This is a genomic window from Azospirillum humicireducens, from assembly GCF_001639105.2.
Classification (GTDB): Bacteria; Pseudomonadota; Alphaproteobacteria; order Azospirillales; family Azospirillaceae; genus Azospirillum; species Azospirillum humicireducens.
In genome coordinates this window covers 25,738-45,838 of record NZ_CP028907.1, presented here as the reverse complement: position 1 = coordinate 45,838, position 20,101 = coordinate 25,738, and the positions used below count along the sequence as shown (strand labels likewise).

The following is a 20,101-nucleotide window of genomic DNA, read 5'->3' as shown; positions in this document are numbered from 1 at the left end:
CTGTCTTCCCCATCCTGTCAGCCGATGCGGGGCTTGCCCTCTTTCAGCCGGCCGGCGAGGGCGGCGATGTGGTCGGGGCCGATGCCGCAGCAGCCGCCGACGACGGAGGCTCCGGCCTCCACCCAGCTTTCGGCCCAGCGCAGGTAGCTCGCCGGGTCGAGATCGTCGCGGATCGGGTCGAGCCCGTCATTCGCCTCCGCCGTCTTCGGCTGGGGCGGGAAGGCGTTGGCATAGACGCCGATCCGCAGCCCCGCCGCCTCCGGCTGCGCCCGCGCCGCCTCGACGGCGGCCCGCATCACCTCCGGCTGGCTGCAGTTGAACAGCAGCGCCTGCGCCCCCAGTCCGGCGGCGGTCCGCGCCGCGTCGGCCACCGTCTCGCCCGAGCGCAGGGTGGGGGCGGTGCGGCCCGCGGCCACCGCCCCGGCATCGGTGTCGTCGAGCGTGAAGGAGAGCCAGAGCGGCCGCGCATCGTCTCCCAGCACGCGGCGTACCGCCCGCGCCTCGTCGAGCGCGCTCTGGGTTTCGGCCAGCCAGACATCGACGTGCGGCGCCAGCCCATCCACCAGCACCCGCAGGATCGCGTCGACCTGCTCGGGCAGGAACAGGTCGGGCCGGTAGGAGCCGAACACCGGCGGCAGCGACCCGGCAGCCTTGATGCCGTGGGCGTCCGCCACCGACCGGGCCAGCCGGCCGGCGCGGTCGGCCAGGGGCAGACCCTGCTCGTCGAAGCGGTCGCGGCCAATGTGGAAGGGGACTACGGCATAGCTGTTGGTGGTCAACACATCGGCGCCGGCGCGGGCGAAGGACTCGTGTGCCAGCCGGACATGGTCGGGGGACTCGATCAGGGCGAGGGCGGACCATTCCGGCTGGCGGAACGGCGCGCCGATGCGTTGAAGCTCCCGGCCCATGCCGCCGTCCAAGATGATCGTTCCCTCAGTCATTCCATGCTCCGTTGCAACTGGCGTCGAGTTGAAGGATTGTCCTAATCGAAAGTGAAGGGCGTTGACAATCTATATAAATAGATTGGAGAATATAGATCATATAACGCAGATTTTACGGGGTTCTTCATGTTGAAACGACTCGCCATCGCGGCCGCCGCCTTCGTCGCCATCCAGGCCGCCACGCCCATGGCGTGGGCAGGGGAGGTCCTGGACCGCGTGACCAAGCGGGGCGAGTTGAAGCTCGTACTGCTGAACGACTATCCGCCCTTCTCCTCGATCAACGACAAGAACGAGCTGGTCGGGTTCGACATCGACGTCGCCAAGGCCTTCGCCGAGCGGCTGGGGGTCAAGCTGTCCATCGACACCCCGGCCTGGGAGGTGATCGCTGCCGGCAACTGGCGCGGACGCTGGGACATCTGCATCTGCTCGATGACCCCGACGGCGGAGCGCGCCGAGGTTCTCGATTTCCCGGTAAAGTACTACGAGTCGCCCGCCGTGCTGGTGGTCCACAAGGACGAGACCCGGATCAAGGGCATCGCCGACATCACCGGCAAGACGGTGGCGGCGCAGTCCGGCGCCTCGTACGAGGCGTATCTCCAGCAGACGCTGAAGATCACCGCCCCCGACGCCCAGCAGCCCAGCTTCCCCTTCGGCAAGGTGACGGTGGCGCCGTACGAGACCGAGACGGTGGCCTTCCAGGATCTCGGCCTCGGCGGCGGCAAGCGGCTGGACGCGGTCATCACCAACTACATCACCGCCAAGGAGCGCATCGACGCCACCGGCCGGTTCAAGATCGTGTCGGACAAGCTCTATGCCGAGCCCAATTGGGTTGCGGTGGAAAAGGGCGATGCGGCATGGTCGGCCAAGGTGAAGGCGACTATCGAGGCGATGAAGGCGGACGGCACCCTGTCGGCCATCTCCAAGCGGTGGATCGGCATCGACATCACCGGTTGATGGATCGGGAGGAAGACCCCGGCGGAGCGGCCCCGGCGACGGGGCCTTGTGCCGCCGGGGCGTGAGGCGGATGGACGGGATGACGGACGGTGTTGCGGCGGCGCCGGGTTCTGGGCGGCAGGCGGGATTCAGGATCAAGGTGGCGGTGGTCTGGGGCGCGCTCGCACTCCTGCTGCTGGCATTCTTCCAGAGCTTCGACCTGAAATTCGCGTTGATCGCGGAGAAACTGCCGTTCCTGCTCGGCCTGCGCCTGACGCCGGGCGGGTTCCTGCAGGGGGCGGCGCTGACTCTGCTGATCTGCCTGCTGTCGATCACGCTCAGCATCGTCATCGGCGTGCTGGCCACCGCCGGGCGGCTGTCGTCAAACCCGGTCGCCTTCGGGGTGGCGACCTTCTACGGTTCCTTCTTCCGCGGCACGCCGCTGATGGTCCAGCTCCTGCTGCTGTATCTGGGGCTTCCGCAGCTGGGACCGGTTCCGGCGGCGCTGCCTTGCGGCGTGCTGGCGCTGTCGCTGAATTACGGCGCCTATCTCAGCGAGATTTTCCGCGCGGGCGTCCAGTCTGTCGCCCCCGGCCAGCGGGAAGCCGCCATGGCGCTCGGCCTGTCGCGCTGGCAGACCGTCTGGACGGTGATCCTGCCGCAGGCGACCCGCTTCGTCATTCCGCCCACCGGCGCCCAGTTCGTCGCGATGCTGAAGGATTCGTCGCTGGTTTCGGTCACCGGACTGTGGGAGATCAATTTCCTGGCGCAGTCCTATGGCCGCTCCAGCTACCGCTATGTCGAGATGCTGCTGACCGCCGCGGTGGTCTATTGGATGCTGTCCCTGATCTTCGAGCATGTGCAGAGCCGGCTCGAAGTCCGCTATGGACGGGCCTATCGGCGCTGACCCGTCCCGAACGGCTTGAACCGCCGCGTGCCGAATCCACTGCGGCGCCGCACCGGTCGCCGTACTCCGAAGAGCCTTCCCCCCCATGTCCGTTCGGTCGCCGGGTGCCGCGTTCCGCCACGACCGCGCGGCGCGGCCGTGGCGGCCGGGCGTAAAAGCGCAAGGCGCTCTCTCTCCCGTTGATTGCGGCTTCCACACGGAATGGAAGACTTTCAAAGCAAATCCACAGTGTATTTTCGACCCTGTCCGGTGAGAGACGGGGTGATGCGGGTGCCGAACCGGGCGTTCGCCGCCGGCAGACTTGGTCTTTTCCTCCGGAAATAGTCACGGAAGACGATCTCCTCTTGGCCGCTACGGTGTTCCAACCGGCGCAGAGGCCCGGTACAGGGGCATCGTCCCGACGCAACCGAGGGATAGCCAAGCATGAGCATGCACCCTGCGATCCCGACCCTTCGAACAGGCCTCCGAGGCGTTGGCTGGGTCCAGCGCAGCATCATCCTCGCGTCGATGTTCATCGTTCTGACGACCGGGCTGCTGGGGCTGGCGCTGCACCGCGGCGGCCATGCCAGCAATCTGACCGACATCCAGAACCTGTTCGTGCTGGAAAACCCCGACCTGATCCCGGTCGACAGCTGGGATCCGATGATCGCGGCACTCGACTGGCTGCATGAGCGGCCGGGCGAGAATGTCTATGACGGCGTATTCTTCAAGCAGCACATCAAGTTCCAGTATCCCGTCACCTCGCTGCTGCCGCTGGAGGCGATGAAGGCGCTGGGGGTTCTGGATCTCGTGGCCTTCGAGCGGATCAACCTGCTGTTCGTGCTGGCGACCGCGGCCGGCATGGCGATCCTGGTGCTGGAGATGGCGGCGCGGCTGCGCCTGCCCGGCGCGCGGGATGACCGGCTGACCCAGGTGCTGCTGGGCGGCTTCGGCTTCGTCGCGACGCTGTGCTTCTATCCGGTGCTGAAGGCCTTCTCGCTGGGGCAGGTGCAGGTCTGGCTCAACGCCGCCTTCGTCTTCGCCTGCATCGCCCTGCTGCGCGACCGCCGGATGCTGTGCGGAGCCCTGCTCGGCGCATCGACCCTGATGAAGCCGCAGATGTCGCTGTTCCTCGCCTGGGCGGCGCTCCGCGGCGACTGGCGGATGGCGGCAGGCTGGGCGGCGGTCGTGGTGCCGGGGGTGGCGCTGGCGACCCTGCTCTACGGCTTCGCGCCGATGGTCGATTACCTCGACGTGCTGCTGTTCATCGGCCGGCACGGCGAGAGCTATCACGTCAACCAGACGGTCAACGGGCTGGTCAACCGCCTGCTGCACAACGGCAACAATCTGGAGTGGTCGGCGGAGGCATTCGCCCCCTATCATCCGGTGGTCCATATCGCCACGCAGGTTTCCGGCCTCGCCTTCGTCGGCTTCGGCCTGCTGTGGCGGCGGCGCGACCGCGGGGCCGAGCGGATCCTGGCCTTCGTCGTCGCCGGCATCTGCTTCACTGTCGGTTCGCCGGTCGCCTGGGTGCACCATTACGGCATCCTGCTGCCCGCCTTCGCCCTGGCCTTCCTGATCCTGCTGGAGCCCGGGCTGCGGCGTCCGGCCGGGGCGGTCACGCTGCTGGCGGTGGCCTATTTCCTGGCCGGCAACGTCCTGTTCTGGCCGGTCAACGCGCTGGCGGACACGCCGCTGAACGTCCTGCAATCCTACCTGTTCTTCGCCACCCTGATGCTGCTCGGCCTGATCCCGGTGCTGGCCGGCCGGCACGACCGCGCCGCAGCGGCCCTGTGGGGCGTGGCGGAAACGGTGGGGCGCGGTCATGCCTCGCCGGTCGAAGAGGCTGCGCCGTCCGTCGTCGCGCTCCCGCGTGCCGCCGCCGAGACGCCGGTCCCGCCCCTGGTCGACGAGGAGCCACCGCTGTTCGTCGATCTCGACGGCACGCTGCTCAGGACCGACCTCCTCTATGAATCGCTGTTCGGCCTGATCAAGGCGCGGCCCTGGGCGGCGCTGCTGGTGCCGGTCTGGCTGGCCGGCGGCAAGGCGCGGCTGAAGGCGGAACTGGCCCGCCGGGTGGAGATCGACCCGGCCGGCCTCATCTACAACCCGGCCGTCCTTCAGCGGCTGGAAGCGGAGCGCAGGCGCGGCCGGCGGCTGGTGCTGGCGACCGCCGCCCATCACCGCTATGCCGACGCCATCGCCCGCCATCTCGGCCTGTTCGATCAGGTGCTGTCCAGCAGCGATCGCCTGAACCTGAAGAGCGAGCGCAAGTTGGAGGCGATCCGGGCGCAGGTCCCGTCCGGCATCTTCGACTACATGGGCAACGACGAGGCCGATTACGCCGTCTGGCGCGCCGCCCGCCGCGGCATCGCGGTGGACGCCGCTGCCGGCGTGGTTCGCCATGCCGCCACACTGTGCCCGCTGGAGACCATCGCCACCCCGCGCCGGCCGCGCCTGCTGCTGATCCTGAAGGCGCTGCGCCTGCACCAGTGGCTGAAGAACCTGCTGGTTTTCGTGCCGCTGGTGGCCGGCCAGAAGCTGGGGGAGGTCGGGCCGACGCTCCAGGCCATCGCCGCCTTCCTTGCCTTCGGGCTGTGCGCGTCGAGCATCTATGTGCTGAACGATCTGCTGGACCTGCCGGCCGACCGCCGCCACCCGCGCAAGCGCCGCCGTCCCTTCGCAGCCGGCGACCTGCCGCTCGACCTCGGGCTGTCGCTGATCCCCGGCCTGCTGCTGGCCAGCCTCGTCCTGTCGCTGGTGGCGCTGCCGCCGCTGTTCCTGGCGGCGCTGGCGACCTATGCCGCCTCGTCGCTGTTCTACAACCTGTTCGCCAAGAACCGGGTGATCTGGGACGTGATGCTGCTGGCCGGGCTCTATTCGCTGCGGGTGCTGGGCGGCGCCACGGCGACGGGCATCGTCCCGTCCTTCTGGCTGCTCGCCTTCTCGATGTTCCTGTTCCTCAGTCTGGCGATGGTGAAGCGCTATTCCGAGATGGACAGCATGCTGAAGCTGGGGCTGGGGCAGGCGGAGGGGCGCGGCTATCTGACCGCCGACATGCCGGTCCTGCAATCCATCGGCGTGTCGGCCGGTTTCCTCTCGGTGCTGGTGATGGCGCTCTACATCAACAGCCCGGAGGTCGGACGCATCTATGATCAGCCTCAGGCGCTGTGGATCATCTGCCCGCTTCTTCTCTTCTGGATCGGGCGGGTTTGGCTGCAGACCCACCGCGGGCTGATGCATGACGATCCGGTGGTGTTCGCCGCCCGCGACAGGTGGAGCCTCGCCATCGGTCTGGTCTGCGCCGCCACGCTCGTCTTCGGCCGGTCCTGAACAGCCGCTCTCCTGTCTTCAGTCATCCCGCCGGAGTTCCCATGCCCATCGCTGTCGTCGGATTGATCCTGCTGAGCGTCACGTTGTCCGCCCTCGCTCAGATATCCCTGAAGATCGGCATGTCGAGCCCGGCGGTATCGAACGCTCTGGCGCAGGGGGAGGCCGGGCGGATCGCCCTGTCTATCGTCGCCACGCCGCATATCCTGACCGGGCTTGCCTGCTACGGGCTGGGCATGGTGGTGTGGCTGGCGGTGCTGGCGAAGGTCGATGTCACCATGGCCTATCCCTTCGTCGGTCTGGGCTTCCTGGTCACGCTGGCTCTGGGCGTTCTGCTGCTCGGCGAGAGCATGAGCCTGACGCGGGTGATCGGCACCCTGCTGGTCGTGCTTGGCGTGATGCTGACCGCACAGAGCTGAAGACTCCGGTTCAAAATATAGGAGCAGGGTCGGCATCGGATATCGAAGAGGAAGGCGCCATGGCAACAGTCGTGGCACCTTCTTTTTGCATTGCAAAAATATTACGGATCGGTGGTGGTCTCGTGTTCTGTGACTGCCATGATGTGGAAACGATTTTTGACAACAAATATTTCATTTCTAAAATAGGAGTATAGCGATTCCCGTCTTGACCGAAGTCGTGGGGTGGATATAACTGACAGCATATTTACGAGTAAAAATACCAGAGTGCGCAATTTCAGCGACAGGCGCTCCAGATGCCGGCCGGCGGGCCGTTGCCTGGGAAGAGCGTGCTCTTTGCCGGTCGCGGCATTCAACGCATGGGATTTTCGCCCCTTGCAGCCGCGGCCGGCCGCCTTCTACCGCCCGCTCCTCCCCCCTCCTGCCGGAAAATCCGAACGCTAGCACCGCGCCGCACGTCTGCCGTGCGGCGTTTCTTGTGATATGCGGCCAGCAGAACAATATGCACATTGGGAAACTCATTTAATCAGTTACAAAAGCATTCTTTCAAAAAGAAAATTAAAAATAATATATTATCAATTGACCAAGACTGATTCGTCGATGTAAATATATTTATAAATCGATCGCCTGCATTCATTGGTGTGAAAGACAGCAAGAACCCCTCTTTCATTCGATTTCTGTATTTATGAAAATCAGAATTAGTTTGCCGATTTTCAGCTGTCGACTATTTAATTTTCAATTTCGTCAGTTTTAAACATCGGCATCACGCTGCGCATTCAAAGCGCATTTCTCCAACCACGACTTGAAGGAGATCATCGGATGTCCACACCCCCCATTCGCATGCTCTACGGCGGTGCTATGACCGAGGCAATCGCCAGCGGCGATCTGTCGAAGATGAAGGAGGCCGCCGCGGCTGCCGAGACGCATGTCGCCGCGCACGGAGACGTCGCCTCGATGCTCGAGACGCTGAAGGTCGAGATCGCGAAAGCCGAAGCGAAGGGCTGACCGGGATCGCCGACACCGTTCCAGATTCCCCGCGGAGCATTTCCCACATGTCCGAAGCACCCCTGCGCTCCATCAAGCCGTATGGCGTGGCGATCTCCGACGCCATTGTCAGCGGCGATCTGGCGAAGATGAAGGAGGCGGCCGCGGCCGCCGAGCAGCATCTCGCCGAACACGGCGACGTCGCGTCGGTCCTCAACCTGCTGAAGGTCGAGATCGCCAAGGCGGAAGCCGGTTCCTGATCCGGTTGGGCCCGCTCCTTCCGCTGCTCCCCGCTTGACCGATCCCCAACCTCCCTTCCCGTCAAAGCCAAGGAAACGCCACATGTCCAGTTCCCCCCTCCCGCATCCCCGGCCGATGTACATGGCCGCCATGACCGAAGCCATCGCCAGCGGAGATCTGTCGAGGATGAAGAAGGTCGCGGCCGAGGCCGAGGCGCATCTCGCCACCTACGGCGACGTTCCGCGTCTGCTGCAGCTTCTGAAGATCGAGATCGCCAAGGCCGAATCGAAGGGCTGATCCGCGGCGGCCGGGGTGCGTTCTCCATGCCGGCCCGCACCCCGGCGGCGCCGCGCCGCCGATAATCAGAGCCAATCTCATTCTGAGGAAGATTCCGGAATCATGGACCAGCCGCTTCCCAGCCTCGACCGTTCGGCCCACTCTGCGGACCAGTCGGCGTCCGTGCCGGCCCGCTACTGCTTCGATGACGATTTCCGCAGGCTGGTTCCGGTCCTTGTGGTCTGGGAAACCACGCTTGCCTGCAATCTGAAGTGCCAGCATTGTGGATCGCGCGCCGGCCGGCCGCGGCCTGACGAGCTGAACACCGAGGAGGCGCTTGACCTTGTCGACCGTCTGGCGGCACTCGGCACCCGCGAGATCTCTCTGATCGGCGGCGAGGCCTATCTGCGCAAGGACTGGGTGGAGATCATCCGGCGCTGCCGCAGCCACGGTATCAGAACCGCCGTGCAGACCGGCGGCCGAAATCTGACCGACCGGCGGCTCGACGAGGCGGTCGAGGCCGGACTCCAGGCCATCGGCGTCTCGATCGATGGGCTGCCGGAGTTGCACGACCGGGTGCGCGGCGTTTCCGGCTCCTACGATCAGGCGATCAGCGCCCTTCGCCGCGCCAAGGACCGCGGGCTGGCGGTGTCGGTCAACACCCAGATCGGACCTGAAACCCCCGACCATCTGCCCGAGCTGATGAACCGGATCATCGAAGCCGGGGCCACCCACTGGCAGATCCAGTTCACCGTCGCGATGGGCAACGCCGTCGACAATCCAGACCTGCTGCTGCAACCCCACCGCCTTCTCGACGTCATGCCCCTGCTGGCCCGTCTCTACCGCGAGGGCCTGGAGCGCGGGCTGCTGATGGTGGTCGGCAACAATGTCGGCTATTACGGTCCTTACGAGCATATCTGGCGCGGTCTGGGCGACGACCGGATGCATTGGACCGGCTGCGCCGCCGGGCAGATCGGCATCGGCATCGAAGCGGACGGCACCCTGAAGGGGTGTCCGTCGCTGGCAACCTCCCTCTATGCCGCCGGCAACATCCGCGAGATGAGCGTGGAGGACATCTGGCGCCATGCCGACCGTATGCGGTTCGGCCGGTTGCGCTCGGTGGACGAGCTGTGGGGTTATTGCCGTACCTGCTATTACGCCGACATCTGCCGGGCCGGCTGCACCTGGACGTCAGAATCGCTGCTGGGCAAGCGCGGCAACAATCCCTATTGTCATTACCGGGTGCTCGACCTTGCCAGACATGGCCTGCGCGAGCGGGTGGTGAAGATCAAGGACGCACCGGACGAGGCCTTCGCCATCGGCGAGTTCGCCCTGATCCAGGAACCGATCCCCGGTGCCGAGTCCCCCGGCCTGCCGGAGCGGGATCCGGCCAAGGTCCACCGCCACGAGCACGAACGCTCCCCCGAAGGTGGCGTGGTGCCGCCCAGCCTGACGCTCTGTCGTGCCTGCAACCAGTATGTCTGGCCGCATGAGACCGACTGTCCCCATTGCGGCGCCGATGTCGCGGCGGCGGCGGCGCAGCATGAGGTCGACCGTGCACGGCGCCATGCGCTCATCCGCGAAACCCAGCGCCTGCTGGACGGGCTGCGTGCCGCGAAGCCGGACGTTGCCGGCGAACCATCCTCCGCCGCTGCCGCCACCGCTGCTGGCGACTGACGGCTGGCCGAAAACTCGACCCAAACCGTTGACAACTCACCCGGGCCTGGGTGCAATAGCGCCCGCGAGCCGGGCGTGCGGTCGGGATGTGGCGGCGCCCGCAACACAGACGAACAGGTCGGGGCAAACCATGAAAAAATTCGCTCTCAGCCTCATCGGCGCGGTCGCGGCGATTGCCATCGCCGGCCCGGCGATGGCCCAGGCCAAGAAGCCGGTCAACATCTACATCTGGAACGACTATCTGGGTGAGACGACCCTCGCCGACTTCACCAAGGCCACGGGCGCTGAGACGAAGGTCGATCTGTACGACAGCCTGGAACTGCTGGAGCAGAAGGTGCTGGTCGGCAAGTCCGGCTATGACGTGATCGTGCCGACCGCGGAGCCGACCCTGTCGCGCCTGATCCAGGCCAAGGTCGTGGGGCCGCTCGACAAGTCGAAGATCCCCAACTACAAGAACATCGACCCGAAGGTCCTGAAGCTGCTGGAGAATTCCGACCCCGGCAACAAATTCGCCGTGCCCTATCTCGGCGGCACCGTCGGCATCGCCATCATCCCTGAAAAGATCAAGGCTGTCGCCCCCGACGTCGCGCTCGACAGCTGGGATCTGATCTTCAAGCCGGAAGTTGCCAAGAAGGTCGCGGCCTGCGGCATCACCGTGATGGATTCGGCCATCGACGTCATTCCGTCGGTGCTGAACTATCTCGGCCTCGATCCAAATTCCGAGAAGAAGGAGGATCTGGAAAAGGTCGAAAAGACGCTGATGGCGGTCCGTCCCTACATCAAGCGCTTCGTCACCGGTGAGAACATCAACATTCTGGCCGGCGGCGACGCCTGCGTCGTGATGGCCTACAACGGCGATGCCATCCAGGGTGCCGCCCGCGCCGCCGAGGCCAAGAGCGCCAAGGTGGAGTACATCACGCCGAAGGAAGGCGTTCAGGTCTGGTGGGATACCCTGGCGGTCCCGGCCGATGCGCCGAACAAGGACGGCGCCTACGAGTACATCAACTTCGTCCTCGACCCGGCCAACATGGCCAACATCTCCAACAAGGTCAGCTACGCCAACGCGGTGCCGGCCTCGCTGGCGACGGTCGCCGACGACATCAAGTCGAACCCCGGCATCTTCCTGCCGGCCGACAGCAAGCTGAAGCTGTTCTCGCTGAAGCAGGTCAAGCAGGCCACCGACCGCGCCCGCACCCGCGTGTGGACCAAGGTCAAGACCGGCAAGTAAGCCGGACCCCCTGAGGCGCCGCCCCGTGGCGCCGGCCCGCCCCGGCCGATCCCCAGCGATGGGGAACTGCCGGGGCGTTGTCATGAAAGAGGATACCGGATGGCCGGTCAGCCGATTCGCAAGCCCACCCGCCTGGAACCGTGGCAGGACGCGGGCCAGACGCCTTATGTCCGCATCGAAAAGGTGACGAAGACGTTTGGTGACTTCGTCGCGGTGGACGAGGTCAGTCTGTCGATCTACCGCAACGAGTTCTTCGCCCTGCTGGGCGGCTCGGGCTCCGGCAAGACGACGCTGCTGCGCATGCTGGCGGGGTTCGAACAGCCGACCGAGGGCAAGATCTTCATCGACGGCGTCGATATGGCCGGCATCCCGCCCTATGAGCGGCCGGTCAACATGATGTTCCAGTCCTACGCCCTGTTCCCGCACATGACGGTGGAGCAGAACGTCGCCTTCGGCCTGAAACAGGACGGGGTGGCGAAGGCGGAGATCCGCGACCGCGTGGCGGAGATGCTGGGGATGGTCCAGCTGTCGGCCTTCGGCAAGCGCCGTCCGCACCAGCTGTCCGGCGGCCAGCGCCAGCGCGTGGCGCTCGCCCGCTCGCTGGTCAAGCGGCCGAAGCTGCTGCTGCTGGACGAGCCGCTGGGGGCTCTCGACAAGAAGCTGCGCGAGCGCACGCAGTTCGAACTGGTCAACATCCAGGAAAAGCTGGGCGTCACCTTCATCGTCGTGACCCACGACCAGGAGGAGGCGATGACCATGTCCTCGCGCATCGCCGTGATGAACCATGGCGTCATCGCGCAGGTGGGCACGCCGACCGAGATCTACGAGTATCCGCACAACCGCTTCGTCGCGGAGTTCATCGGCTCCATCAACATGTTCGACGGCCGCGTCGTCGAGACCAACGGCGATCAGGTGATCGTCGCCTCCGAGGAGGCCGGCTGCGAGCTGCTGATCGCCCACGCAACTCCGGCGCCGGCCGGTTCGCCCGTCTCCGTCGCCATCCGGCCGGAGAAGATCGCCCTGTCGAAGGAGCCGCTGCCGGGTGGAGACGGGCGCAACCAGACGACGGGCATCGTGCGCGAGATCGCCTATCTCGGCGACGTGTCGATCTATCTGGTGCAACTGCCGACCGGCAAGACGGTGCGCGTCACCGCTCCCAACATCACCCGCCGCACCGAAATGCCGATCACCTGGGAGGACGAGGTGACCCTGACCTGGCGTCCCTTCGCCGGCGTGGTGCTGACGCAATGAGGACGGTCGTCGCCATCCTCGTTTCTGGCCTCAGCCGGATCGGGCTGTGGGGCCGCGGCGTGGTCGTCGCCGTCCCCTATCTGTGGCTGCTTCTGTTCTTCCTGGTGCCCTTCCTGATCGTCTTCGGCATCAGTTTTTCCGAATCGATCATCGCCCAGCCACCCTATTCCTCGCTGGTCGAATGGCTGACCGATGAGGATGCCGGCACATCGAAGCTGCAGATTCTCCTGAACATCAGCAATTACTTCCGGCTGGGCGGGGACGACCTCTACATCCTCGCCTACCTGAATTCGCTGCGGATCGCGGCGGTCACCACGCTGCTGTGCCTGGCGATCGGCTATCCGATGGCCTACGCCATCGCCAAGGCCGAGCCGTCGCGGCGCGGCCCGTTGATGATGCTGGTGATCCTGCCCTTCTGGACCAGCTTCCTGATCCGAATCTATGCCTGGATCGGCATCCTCAAGGGCAACGGCGTCATCAGCAACCTGCTGGAATGGGTGGGCATCACCAGCGGTCCGGTGGAGATCCTCTATTCCGACTGGGCGGTCTACATCGGCATGACCTACTGCTATCTGCCCTTCATGGTGCTGCCGCTCTATTCGACGCTGGAGAAGATGGATCCCAGCCTGCTGGAGGCGGCGGCCGACCTAGGCTCGCGGCCATTCAAGTCCTTCCTGTCGATCACGCTGCCTCTTTCGCTGCCGGGCATCGTCGCCGGGTCGCTGCTGGTCTTCATCCCGGCGGTGGGAGAGTTCGTGACGCCGGAACTGCTGGGCGGTCCCGACACGCTGATGATCGGCCGCGTGCTGTGGAACGAGTTCTTCGCCAACCGCGACTGGCCGGTGGCGTCGGCCGTTGCCATCGCCCTGCTTCTGGTCCTGGTGGTGCCGATCATGATCTTCCAGCATGTGCAGGGCAAACAGGCGGAGGCCGGCCGATGAAGCGGATCGGATTCCTGTCCTGGGCGCTGTGGTTCGGCTATGCCTTCCTCTATGTGCCCATCGCGCTGCTGATCGTCTACAGCTTCAACGAATCGCGGCTGGTGACGGTGTGGAGCGGTTTCTCGACCAAATGGTATGCGGAGCTGATCCACAACGACACCCTGCTGGACGCGGCCCTGCTGTCCTTCCAGGTGGCGGCGGTGTCGGCGACGCTGTCGGTTCTGCTGGGAACCTGTGCCGGGCTGGCGCTGGTCCGGTTCGGGCGGTTCCGCGGCCGGACGCTGTTCGGCGGCATGATCACCGCACCGCTGGTCATGCCGGAAGTCATCACCGGCCTGTCGCTTCTGCTGCTGTTCGTGGCGATGGAGCAATGGTTGGGCTGGCCCGACGGGCGTGGAGTCACCACCATCACCATCGCTCACACCACCTTCACCATGTCCTATGTCGCGGTGGTCATCCAGTCGCGGCTTGCCGGCATGGACGGCAGCCTGGAAGAGGCGGCGATGGATCTGGGCGCCCGCCCGGCAAAGGTTTTCTTCGTCATCACCCTGCCGCTGATCGCCCCGGCGCTGGTCGCCGGATGGCTGCTGGCCTTTACCCTGTCGCTCGACGATGTGGTGGTGGCGAGCTTCGTGTCCGGTCCCGGCTCGACGACTCTGCCGATGGTGATCTTCTCCAGCGTGAAGTTCGGAATCAGCCCGCAGATCAACGCGCTGGCCACCTTGATGGTTCTGGTGGTGGCGACCGGCATCTTCGTCGCCAGCATCGTCATGACCCGCCAGGAGCGCCAGCGCAAACGCGACGAGCAGATGGCGATCCAGAACGGCTGAGTGCAGAGCTGTGCGTGTGGAGTCCGCCCGATGCGTACTGACGCACCGGGCGGATTCTAACCTTTTGTTTTTAAGTACTGTTTGGGGCCGGGGCCCTCGTGTCCAAGGCCCCGGCCTCCACTTTATGCCGGCACCGTCTGTTCCACCGGAACGGAAGGATGCACGTCCAGCCCCGCACGCCTTTCCACATCCGCCAGCAAGGCGGCGAGGCGGTCGGCTTCGGCCTGGACCGTCGCCACGTCGTACCAGCCGGGCAGGCTCTCCAGGTCGGTGCGCGCCGTGGGGGCCGCCCCATTCACCTGCACGAGATTGGTCTCCTCGTTCGGATCCCGGCTCAGATCATACATCTCCCATTCCAGCAGGAGCGGGTTTGCCGGATCGAAGTAGCGGGCCAGCTTGGCATTTTCGGTACGCACGCACCGGATATGGTTGGGCTGGCGCACCGGGCCGGGCGACAGTTCCGGCACGCTCTTGACGCTGAAAGCGCCGGTGCGTACGGCCTCGACCGTCTGGCAGTACACCTCGTACGCTCCGTAATAGTCCGGCTGGGTGAGTCGGCCGCCATCGGCCGGCTGGGTCACCTCGTCGTCGGTCATGAACAGCACGCCTACGCGCGGCTGGCCATTGGGATAGGTCACCGGCGTGCCGGGGGTCTTCAACACCGGCGTCAGGTCGATGCCGGGAAACGGTGCCATGGTGTGGCGTTCGGCCAGCTTGGCCGCCGCTTCGTCCAGGGCCGTCTGACCAACGCCGGTCAGGCCCAGCACGGTGGGCACGAGGTCGGCGTGGCTGGTCACGGCATCCACATGTCTCAACGTGGTCCCGTCGCCGCCCATCGAGGTCGGGAACCGGACCACCATCGGCACATGCACGGCCTCCTCGTAGGCGACGTGCCACTTTTCCAGCATCATGTTGTGGGCCGCGCCCAGCTCGCCATGGTCGGCCACGAAGATCACGATGGTATTGTCGGCCTGCCCGGAATCCTCCAGGGCCTGGAGAACGCGGTTGATCTGGGGATCGACCTGGGAATGCAGCCAGGCATAGAATTGCAGGAGCTGGATGCTGTACCCCTCCGGATCCTCGGAAAGCTGGAACGGGATGGTGAATTTCAGGGCCAACGCCACCGCGGCTTCCCAGTCGGCGGTCCCGGCCACGTTGCCGGCGGCGCTGACGGCGCCGTGGCTCGCCTTGGCGGACAGGGCCAGTCCGATCTTGTAGGCGGCGTCGAACTGGCAGGACGGCTTGGTCGACAGATCCTCGTTCCAGGTGGGTATCTTGCCGGCGCAATCCTGAGGGAAGCCCTGCGGGTTGAGCGGCATCGACATGGTGCCCTCGGTCGGCGGAAGCGACGACTGACCCTGGAGAGGCACGTCGAGCGGGCCGAACACCGGTTGGGTCTTTGCCGCGCTTCCATCGGTCGGCGGCAGGGCCTGGGAAACCACAGTGGGATATGTGGCGATGTCATGGGGGTTGGTGAAGGACACCACCGCGAACCAGGGGCGCTGGGCGGCGTCGGTGGCGGGGGTGTTGGGGCCGGGCCGCGCCTCGTCGGCCGAAACCCCGTAATTGTAGGGCAGTGCCAGTCCGCGGCGGCGCAGGAACAGGCAGGCGTTGTCGGCGAAACCGGCGTCGCGGTAGATGCCCAGGTTGTTGATGGCCGCCCCATGGGGCTCCGGATAGGACAGCTCCCAATCGGAGAAGCCGTAACGCTGGAGCGAATGGCCGGCCGGGTTGCTGACATGCCATTTGCCGAAATAATGGGAGGAATAGCCGATGGCCTGCATCCAATGGCCCATGGTGGGATGGCCGTCGGCCTCCAACCACGGGAATTGGGCCGCGTTGCCGTCCTTGAACATGCCGTCGGTCTGGGTCACGCCGGTGCGGTTGCCGTACTGGCCGGTGAACATCACCGCGCGGCTGGGGGTGCAGGCGCTGGACCCGATGGTATGGTTGTGCAGCGCCACCGCGTTCCTGCGCAGCCGGGTCAGGCCGGGAAAGAAGCGGGCATATTCGTTCTCTCCCACGTCCGCCTCGCCCCGGAATCCCAGGATCCGCTTCAGCGGTTCCGCCAATCCGCCATTGGGGCCATAGGAGAAGCGCGGGTAGCGGTATTGATCGACGGAGATCAGCAGGATGTTGGGCTGCGTGCCGTTGTGCTGCGGCCGGTTGGCGATTTCACTCATGACAATATTATCCCTTGCGATCTGTATCGGAGAGAAGCGGCGGAGAAAAGTAATGAACTCTCGGAAATCGGATGATTTTCCGTTTCAGGCTGTAGATTTTTTCTAGTCTCATTCATTTTTTTAAGGATAGTTTGATAACATTTGCTGCGTCAAACGATATTGGTAATAATTTTCGCTTAGATCATGCAAATAAATATCATACCGATGTGTGCATTTTATTGCAAATTACTTGAGAATGGCCGCATTCGGCGCTGTTGCGTGCGGGCGTTGGATTGCGCGTGGTACACCGCGTTCAAACCGCCCAAACTGCTTTCGGTCAGCCGGAACTGGCCTCAATTCATCGCCACGTCCCGTTTTCAGGGGGGTGATTTACACTGGGTCCATCCCAGTCCAGTCCCTTTATGGGCCTGAACCCGAAGCAGGAATTCCAAATTCCGTCCACGAACGGGGTGGGTGCGGAACGTCAGCTGAGACATTCAGCCACGGGTCCGCAAGCTCAGCCATCCACGCGCGGCAGACCTCTGTTGTCACGGATGGCAATTGCCCATTTCTTTTGCTATATTGGTGTCATCGTCAACAGCGAAAGAGGCTGTGTCATGCGCGCACTCCTGTGGTTCCCATTGTTGAGACTCGGCTTCTTCAGTCCTGTTTCCATGGCTTATTCGACCAACCGTACGGTTACCGCCCGCCGCGCTCTGCGTCCCCCGTCCGGCCGCTGACCGGACCCATGCCGGATCCCTCTCCCGGCATGCCGACGCGATTTCATTCCGCGTCCTTCTCAAAAGTTTCTCTGCCATAAGGCCAAGTGCCCGCTGCAGTGGATGCGATTGCCAAACGCGCGCTCCCGTGGTTAGGGTGGATTGGGATGAAAAACGTCCCGGTCCCACGTGGTTCGCCGACCATCCTGTTGGTGTTGCGGCTGCGAAGGGCAAACTGGGACTTTTGAAAGCGTAGAGGGATCGACGCATGACGACACCGAACGCCCTGACGCCGACGGGTCAAGGCTTCCACATGCCCGGCGAGTGGGTGCGCCACAGCGGTTGCTGGATGGCGTGGCCGTGCCGGCCGGAAACCTGGCCAGAGGGCGCTTTCGACGCCGCGTGCGACGCCTACGCCGAGGTCGCGCAGGCCATTTCCCGGTTCGAGCCGGTGACGATGGTGTGCGACCCGGCGGATGTGGCCGAGGCATCGCTTGCCTGCGGTCCCGGTGTTCAGATCCTGCCGCTGCCGATCAGCGATTCCTGGATTCGCGATACCGGTCCCAGCTTCGTCGTCGATGGCAAGGGCGGGCTGGCCGGGGTGCATTGGGGCTTCAACGCGTGGGGCGGCAATTACGACGGCTGCGATAAGGACCAGCAGGTCGGGCGCCTGATCCTCGACCACCTCAAGCTCCCCTGTTTTGCCGCCCCGCTGGTGATGGAGGGCGGCTCTTTCCATGTAGACGGGGAGGGGACGCTGATCACGACCGAACAATGCCTTCTCAACCCCAACCGCAATCCCGGCCTGTCGAAGGCCGAGATCGAACGGAACCTGAAGGCCCATCTCGGCATCGAGACGGTCATCTGGCTGGGCGAGGGCTATCAGGACGACGAGACCGACGGCCACATCGACGAGATCGCGCTGTTCGTGCGTCCCGGCGTGGTCATGGCGATCACCACCGACGATCCGGGCGACCCGAATTTCAAGATATTCCAGGACAATCTCGACCGGCTGAAGCGTGCCCGCGACGCCAAGGGCCGCGAACTTGAGGTCATCCCGATCCAGCAGCCCGCCCGGCGCGACATGAACGGGGTGCGCCTGACCCTGTCCTACACCAATCTCTACATCGCCAATGGCGGCATCGTCATGCCTGCCTTCGAAGATCCGGCCGATGACGAGGCCTATCGTGTCGTCCGCAAGGCCTTCCCCGACCGCGAGGTGGTGCAGATCGCCGCCATGGACATCGTGCGCGGCGGCGGTGGCATCCACTGCATTACCCAGCAGCAGCCGCTTCCCTGACGGCGGTTCCCTCTCCGTGTCCGCTGTTGGGCGGGTGAGGGAACGCGCCGACACGGCCGGTGTTCCTGTCGGGCATTCTCCTTTCCGGAAAGCCCGACGATCATGGCCGAGGATACCGCCCGCTGGCTGCAGGCACGCCCCATCGCGGTGACCAAGGCCGCGCCCCCCGCCTCGACCCAGACGATCCTGCTGATCATCACACTGATCGTGGTGACGCTGTATCTGGCGGCGGACATCCTCATCCCCATCGCGCTGGCGGTGCTGCTCGGTTTCGTGCTGACGCCCATCGTCAGCCGGCTGGAGCGCTGGCATCTGGGCCGGGTGCCATCGGTTCTGGCAGTGGTGGTCCTGCTGTTCATGACCATCATCGGCTTCGGCGCGGTGGTGGGCAGCCAGCTTGGCGATCTGGCGGAGAATCTGCCGACCTACCAACGCAACATCCACACCAAGATCCAGACCCTGCGTGCCACCACGTCCTCCGCCGGCGGCCGCGGCGCGCTGAAGCAGGCGACCGACGCCTTCCGGGACCTGCAGCAGGAGCTTGAGAGGGCGACCGCCGGCGAACCACCGGCAGCGCCACCGTTGGGCAAGGCTGTCAGCCCGTCCCGTCGGGAACCGGTGCCGGTCCGCCTCGACCAATCCGATACCGGCATCTTCGACCTTGTGCGCCGGGTGCTTGGCCCGGCGATGACGCCGATCGTCACGGCCGGCATGGTGCTGGTCTTCACCATCTTCATGCTGTTGCAGCGCGAGGATCTGCGCGACCGTCTTATCCGGCTGGTCGGGTCCGGCGATCTCAGCCGGACGACGGAGGCGATGAACGATGCCGGCGAGCGGGTCAGCCGTTATCTGCTGATGCAGGTGGTGGTCAATGTCACCTACGGTATTCCCATCGGCATCGGCCTATGGCTGCTCGGCGTGCCGAATCCGCTGCTGTGGGGGCTGATGGCGACGGTTCTGCGCTTCATCCCCTTCCTGGGGCCGGTGATCGCCTCGGCATTTCCGATCCTGATATCCTTCGCGGTCGATACCGGCTGGACTCTGCCGCTGCTGTGCATCGCGCTGTTCGTTGCGGTGGAACTGCTTTCCAACAATGTGGTGGAGCCCTGGCTCTACGGCACGGCGACCGGCCTGTCCTCCCTCGCCATCATCGTTGCGGCGGTGGCGTGGACGACCTTGTGGGGGCCGGTCGGCCTGCTGCTGGCAACGCCGCTGACCGTCTGTCTCGTGGTGCTGGGGCGCCATGTGCCGCAGTTGCATTTCCTGGAGGTGATGCTGGGCGACCGCCCCGTCCTGCCCGACGAGGCGAAGGTGTACCAGCGCCTGTTGGCCCGCGATCCCGCCGAGGCGACCGAGATTGCGGAGGAACGGCTTGGCAGGAGCAGCCTGGACGAGATGGCGGACGGTCTGCTGCTGCCCGCCCTGTCGCTGGCCGAGCAGGATCGCCAGCGCGGCACCTTGAATCCGGAAGGCCGTCAAGCCGTGGCCGACGGAATGGCGAACCTTCTGGACGAACTGTCGGAGATCGGCAACCCACCGGACAATGCGCCGCGCGTGCTCTGCATCGGCGCCCGCAACAATCTGGACGAAGCGGCGGCCGGGCTGCTCGCCTATCTGCTGTCCGGCCGCAGCGTCCGCACCGACGTGATCCCGTGCGAGAAGGTGTCCGCCCGGACCATCGCCAGCCTCGGCACGACCGGCGTCGATGCGGTGGTTCTGTCTTCCCTCAACCCCTCGGCGCTCGCCCATTCGCGCAGGCTGCTGCGACGGCTGCGCCTGCATTTCGGTCCCCGCGTGCCGATCCTGCTCTGCTTGTGGAGCGCCCACCCCGCAGCCGAAGTGCCGGAACGCGCCGGCGCCGAGACCGATGCCGACCTGGTCGCCACCGGCATGGCCGGTGCCCTGGCGCAGTTGGAAGAGTTGCGGATCGGCGCCACGACGCCGGCCGCCGCCGAGCCGCAAGTCGAAGCGGATTGAGAGAGGCCGA

The 20,101-nt window shown here is 65.1% G+C and carries 16 protein-coding genes; 14 read left to right on the top strand and 2 right to left on the bottom strand.

All coding sequences use genetic code 11. From position 1 onward, the window contains the following. Nucleotides 1-17: 17 nt before the first annotated feature. Nucleotides 18-941: a homocysteine S-methyltransferase family protein gene (locus tag A6A40_RS27520; protein ID WP_108549037.1), complete on the bottom strand. Its 924-nt coding sequence runs from the start codon at nt 939-941 to the stop codon at nt 18-20. Nucleotides 942-1,067: 126 nt separating this feature from the next. Between A6A40_RS27520 and A6A40_RS27515 the strand changes: the two genes are divergently transcribed. The 12 genes from A6A40_RS27515 to A6A40_RS27460 all read left to right on the top strand — a co-directional run bounded on the left by A6A40_RS27515 (nt 1,068) and on the right by A6A40_RS27460 (nt 13,933). Next, complete coding sequence (locus A6A40_RS27515) at nt 1,068-1,895, top strand: transporter substrate-binding domain-containing protein (RefSeq protein WP_236784096.1); 828 nt, start codon at nt 1,068-1,070, stop codon at nt 1,893-1,895. 79 nt (nt 1,896-1,974) lie between these two features. Then, nucleotides 1,975-2,781, top strand: coding sequence for an amino acid ABC transporter permease (locus A6A40_RS27510; RefSeq protein WP_167562544.1), 807 nt, complete (start codon nt 1,975-1,977; stop codon nt 2,779-2,781). Between the two features lie 423 nt (nt 2,782-3,204). Next, nucleotides 3,205-6,093, top strand: coding sequence for a UbiA family prenyltransferase (locus A6A40_RS32375; RefSeq protein WP_108549035.1), 2,889 nt, complete (start codon nt 3,205-3,207; stop codon nt 6,091-6,093). A gap of 41 nt (nt 6,094-6,134) precedes the next feature. Next, nucleotides 6,135-6,509 carry an EamA family transporter gene (locus A6A40_RS27500; protein ID WP_108549034.1) on the top strand — a complete coding sequence of 125 codons (375 nt, stop codon included), beginning with the start codon at nt 6,135-6,137 and terminating at the stop codon, nt 6,507-6,509. An 816-nt stretch (nt 6,510-7,325) separates the two neighbouring features. Next, the gene (locus tag A6A40_RS27495; protein ID WP_108549033.1) at nt 7,326-7,511 is read left to right on the top strand and encodes a DUF1843 domain-containing protein; all 186 of its coding nucleotides are present in this window, start codon (nt 7,326-7,328) and stop codon (nt 7,509-7,511) included. 47 nt (nt 7,512-7,558) lie between these two features. After that, complete coding sequence (locus tag A6A40_RS27490) at nt 7,559-7,750, top strand: DUF1843 domain-containing protein (protein ID WP_108549032.1); 192 nt, start codon at nt 7,559-7,561, stop codon at nt 7,748-7,750. Between the two features lie 82 nt (nt 7,751-7,832). Then, entirely contained in the window at nt 7,833-8,027 is a 195-nt protein-coding gene (locus A6A40_RS27485; protein ID WP_108549031.1) for a DUF1843 domain-containing protein, read from the top strand. Between the two features lie 102 nt (nt 8,028-8,129). After that, nucleotides 8,130-9,683, top strand: a complete 1,554-nt coding sequence (locus A6A40_RS27480) for a GDL motif peptide-associated radical SAM/SPASM maturase (protein ID WP_108549030.1) — start codon at nt 8,130-8,132, stop codon at nt 9,681-9,683. Between the two features lie 130 nt (nt 9,684-9,813). After that, the gene (locus tag A6A40_RS27475) at nt 9,814-10,911 is read left to right on the top strand and encodes an extracellular solute-binding protein (RefSeq protein WP_108549029.1); all 1,098 of its coding nucleotides are present in this window, start codon (nt 9,814-9,816) and stop codon (nt 10,909-10,911) included. A gap of 99 nt (nt 10,912-11,010) precedes the next feature. Next, nucleotides 11,011-12,162 carry an ABC transporter ATP-binding protein gene (locus tag A6A40_RS27470; protein WP_108549028.1) on the top strand — a complete coding sequence of 384 codons (1,152 nt, stop codon included), beginning with the start codon at nt 11,011-11,013 and terminating at the stop codon, nt 12,160-12,162. After that, nucleotides 12,159-13,103, top strand: coding sequence for an ABC transporter permease subunit (locus tag A6A40_RS27465; protein ID WP_108549027.1), 945 nt, complete (start codon nt 12,159-12,161; stop codon nt 13,101-13,103). Before A6A40_RS27470 ends, A6A40_RS27465 begins: the two co-directional genes overlap by 4 nt. Further along, a complete protein-coding gene (locus tag A6A40_RS27460) occupies nt 13,100-13,933 on the top strand; it encodes an ABC transporter permease subunit (protein ID WP_108549026.1) in 834 nt (277 codons plus the stop codon). Before A6A40_RS27465 ends, A6A40_RS27460 begins: the two co-directional genes overlap by 4 nt. 122 nt (nt 13,934-14,055) lie before the next feature. Here A6A40_RS27460 and A6A40_RS27455 read toward each other — a convergent pair whose 3' ends face one another. Then, entirely contained in the window at nt 14,056-16,116 is a 2,061-nt protein-coding gene (locus A6A40_RS27455; protein ID WP_108549025.1) for a sulfatase-like hydrolase/transferase, read from the bottom strand. A 966-nt stretch (nt 16,117-17,082) separates the two neighbouring features. Here A6A40_RS27455 and A6A40_RS27445 point away from each other — a divergent pair. Then, complete coding sequence (locus A6A40_RS27445) at nt 17,083-18,114, top strand: agmatine deiminase family protein (RefSeq protein WP_108549024.1); 1,032 nt, start codon at nt 17,083-17,085, stop codon at nt 18,112-18,114. A 102-nt stretch (nt 18,115-18,216) separates the two neighbouring features. Continuing rightward, nucleotides 18,217-20,091: an AI-2E family transporter gene (locus tag A6A40_RS27440; RefSeq protein WP_108549023.1), complete on the top strand. Its 1,875-nt coding sequence runs from the start codon at nt 18,217-18,219 to the stop codon at nt 20,089-20,091. Nucleotides 20,092-20,101: the final 10 nt, after the last annotated feature.

Excerpts from the sequence above, each read along its gene's own strand:
- A6A40_RS27520 (WP_108549037.1), bottom strand. The coding sequence starts at position 941 with ATGACTGAGGGAACGATCATCTTGGACGGCGGCATGGGCCGGGAGCTT.
- A6A40_RS27515 (WP_236784096.1), top strand. The coding sequence starts at position 1,068 with ATGTTGAAACGACTCGCCATCGCGGCCGCCGCCTTCGTCGCCATCCAG.
- A6A40_RS27510 (WP_167562544.1), top strand. The coding sequence starts at position 1,975 with ATGACGGACGGTGTTGCGGCGGCGCCGGGTTCTGGGCGGCAGGCGGGA.
- A6A40_RS32375 (WP_108549035.1), top strand. The coding sequence starts at position 3,205 with ATGAGCATGCACCCTGCGATCCCGACCCTTCGAACAGGCCTCCGAGGC.
- A6A40_RS27500 (WP_108549034.1), top strand. The coding sequence starts at position 6,135 with ATGCCCATCGCTGTCGTCGGATTGATCCTGCTGAGCGTCACGTTGTCC.
- A6A40_RS27495 (WP_108549033.1), top strand. The coding sequence starts at position 7,326 with ATGTCCACACCCCCCATTCGCATGCTCTACGGCGGTGCTATGACCGAG.
- A6A40_RS27490 (WP_108549032.1), top strand. The coding sequence starts at position 7,559 with ATGTCCGAAGCACCCCTGCGCTCCATCAAGCCGTATGGCGTGGCGATC.
- A6A40_RS27485 (WP_108549031.1), top strand. The coding sequence starts at position 7,833 with ATGTCCAGTTCCCCCCTCCCGCATCCCCGGCCGATGTACATGGCCGCC.
- A6A40_RS27480 (WP_108549030.1), top strand. The coding sequence starts at position 8,130 with ATGGACCAGCCGCTTCCCAGCCTCGACCGTTCGGCCCACTCTGCGGAC.
- A6A40_RS27475 (WP_108549029.1), top strand. The coding sequence starts at position 9,814 with ATGAAAAAATTCGCTCTCAGCCTCATCGGCGCGGTCGCGGCGATTGCC.
- A6A40_RS27470 (WP_108549028.1), top strand. The coding sequence starts at position 11,011 with ATGGCCGGTCAGCCGATTCGCAAGCCCACCCGCCTGGAACCGTGGCAG.
- A6A40_RS27465 (WP_108549027.1), top strand. The coding sequence starts at position 12,159 with ATGAGGACGGTCGTCGCCATCCTCGTTTCTGGCCTCAGCCGGATCGGG.
- A6A40_RS27460 (WP_108549026.1), top strand. The coding sequence starts at position 13,100 with ATGAAGCGGATCGGATTCCTGTCCTGGGCGCTGTGGTTCGGCTATGCC.
- A6A40_RS27455 (WP_108549025.1), bottom strand. The coding sequence starts at position 16,116 with ATGAGTGAAATCGCCAACCGGCCGCAGCACAACGGCACGCAGCCCAAC.
- A6A40_RS27445 (WP_108549024.1), top strand. The coding sequence starts at position 17,083 with ATGACGACACCGAACGCCCTGACGCCGACGGGTCAAGGCTTCCACATG.
- A6A40_RS27440 (WP_108549023.1), top strand. The coding sequence starts at position 18,217 with ATGGCCGAGGATACCGCCCGCTGGCTGCAGGCACGCCCCATCGCGGTG.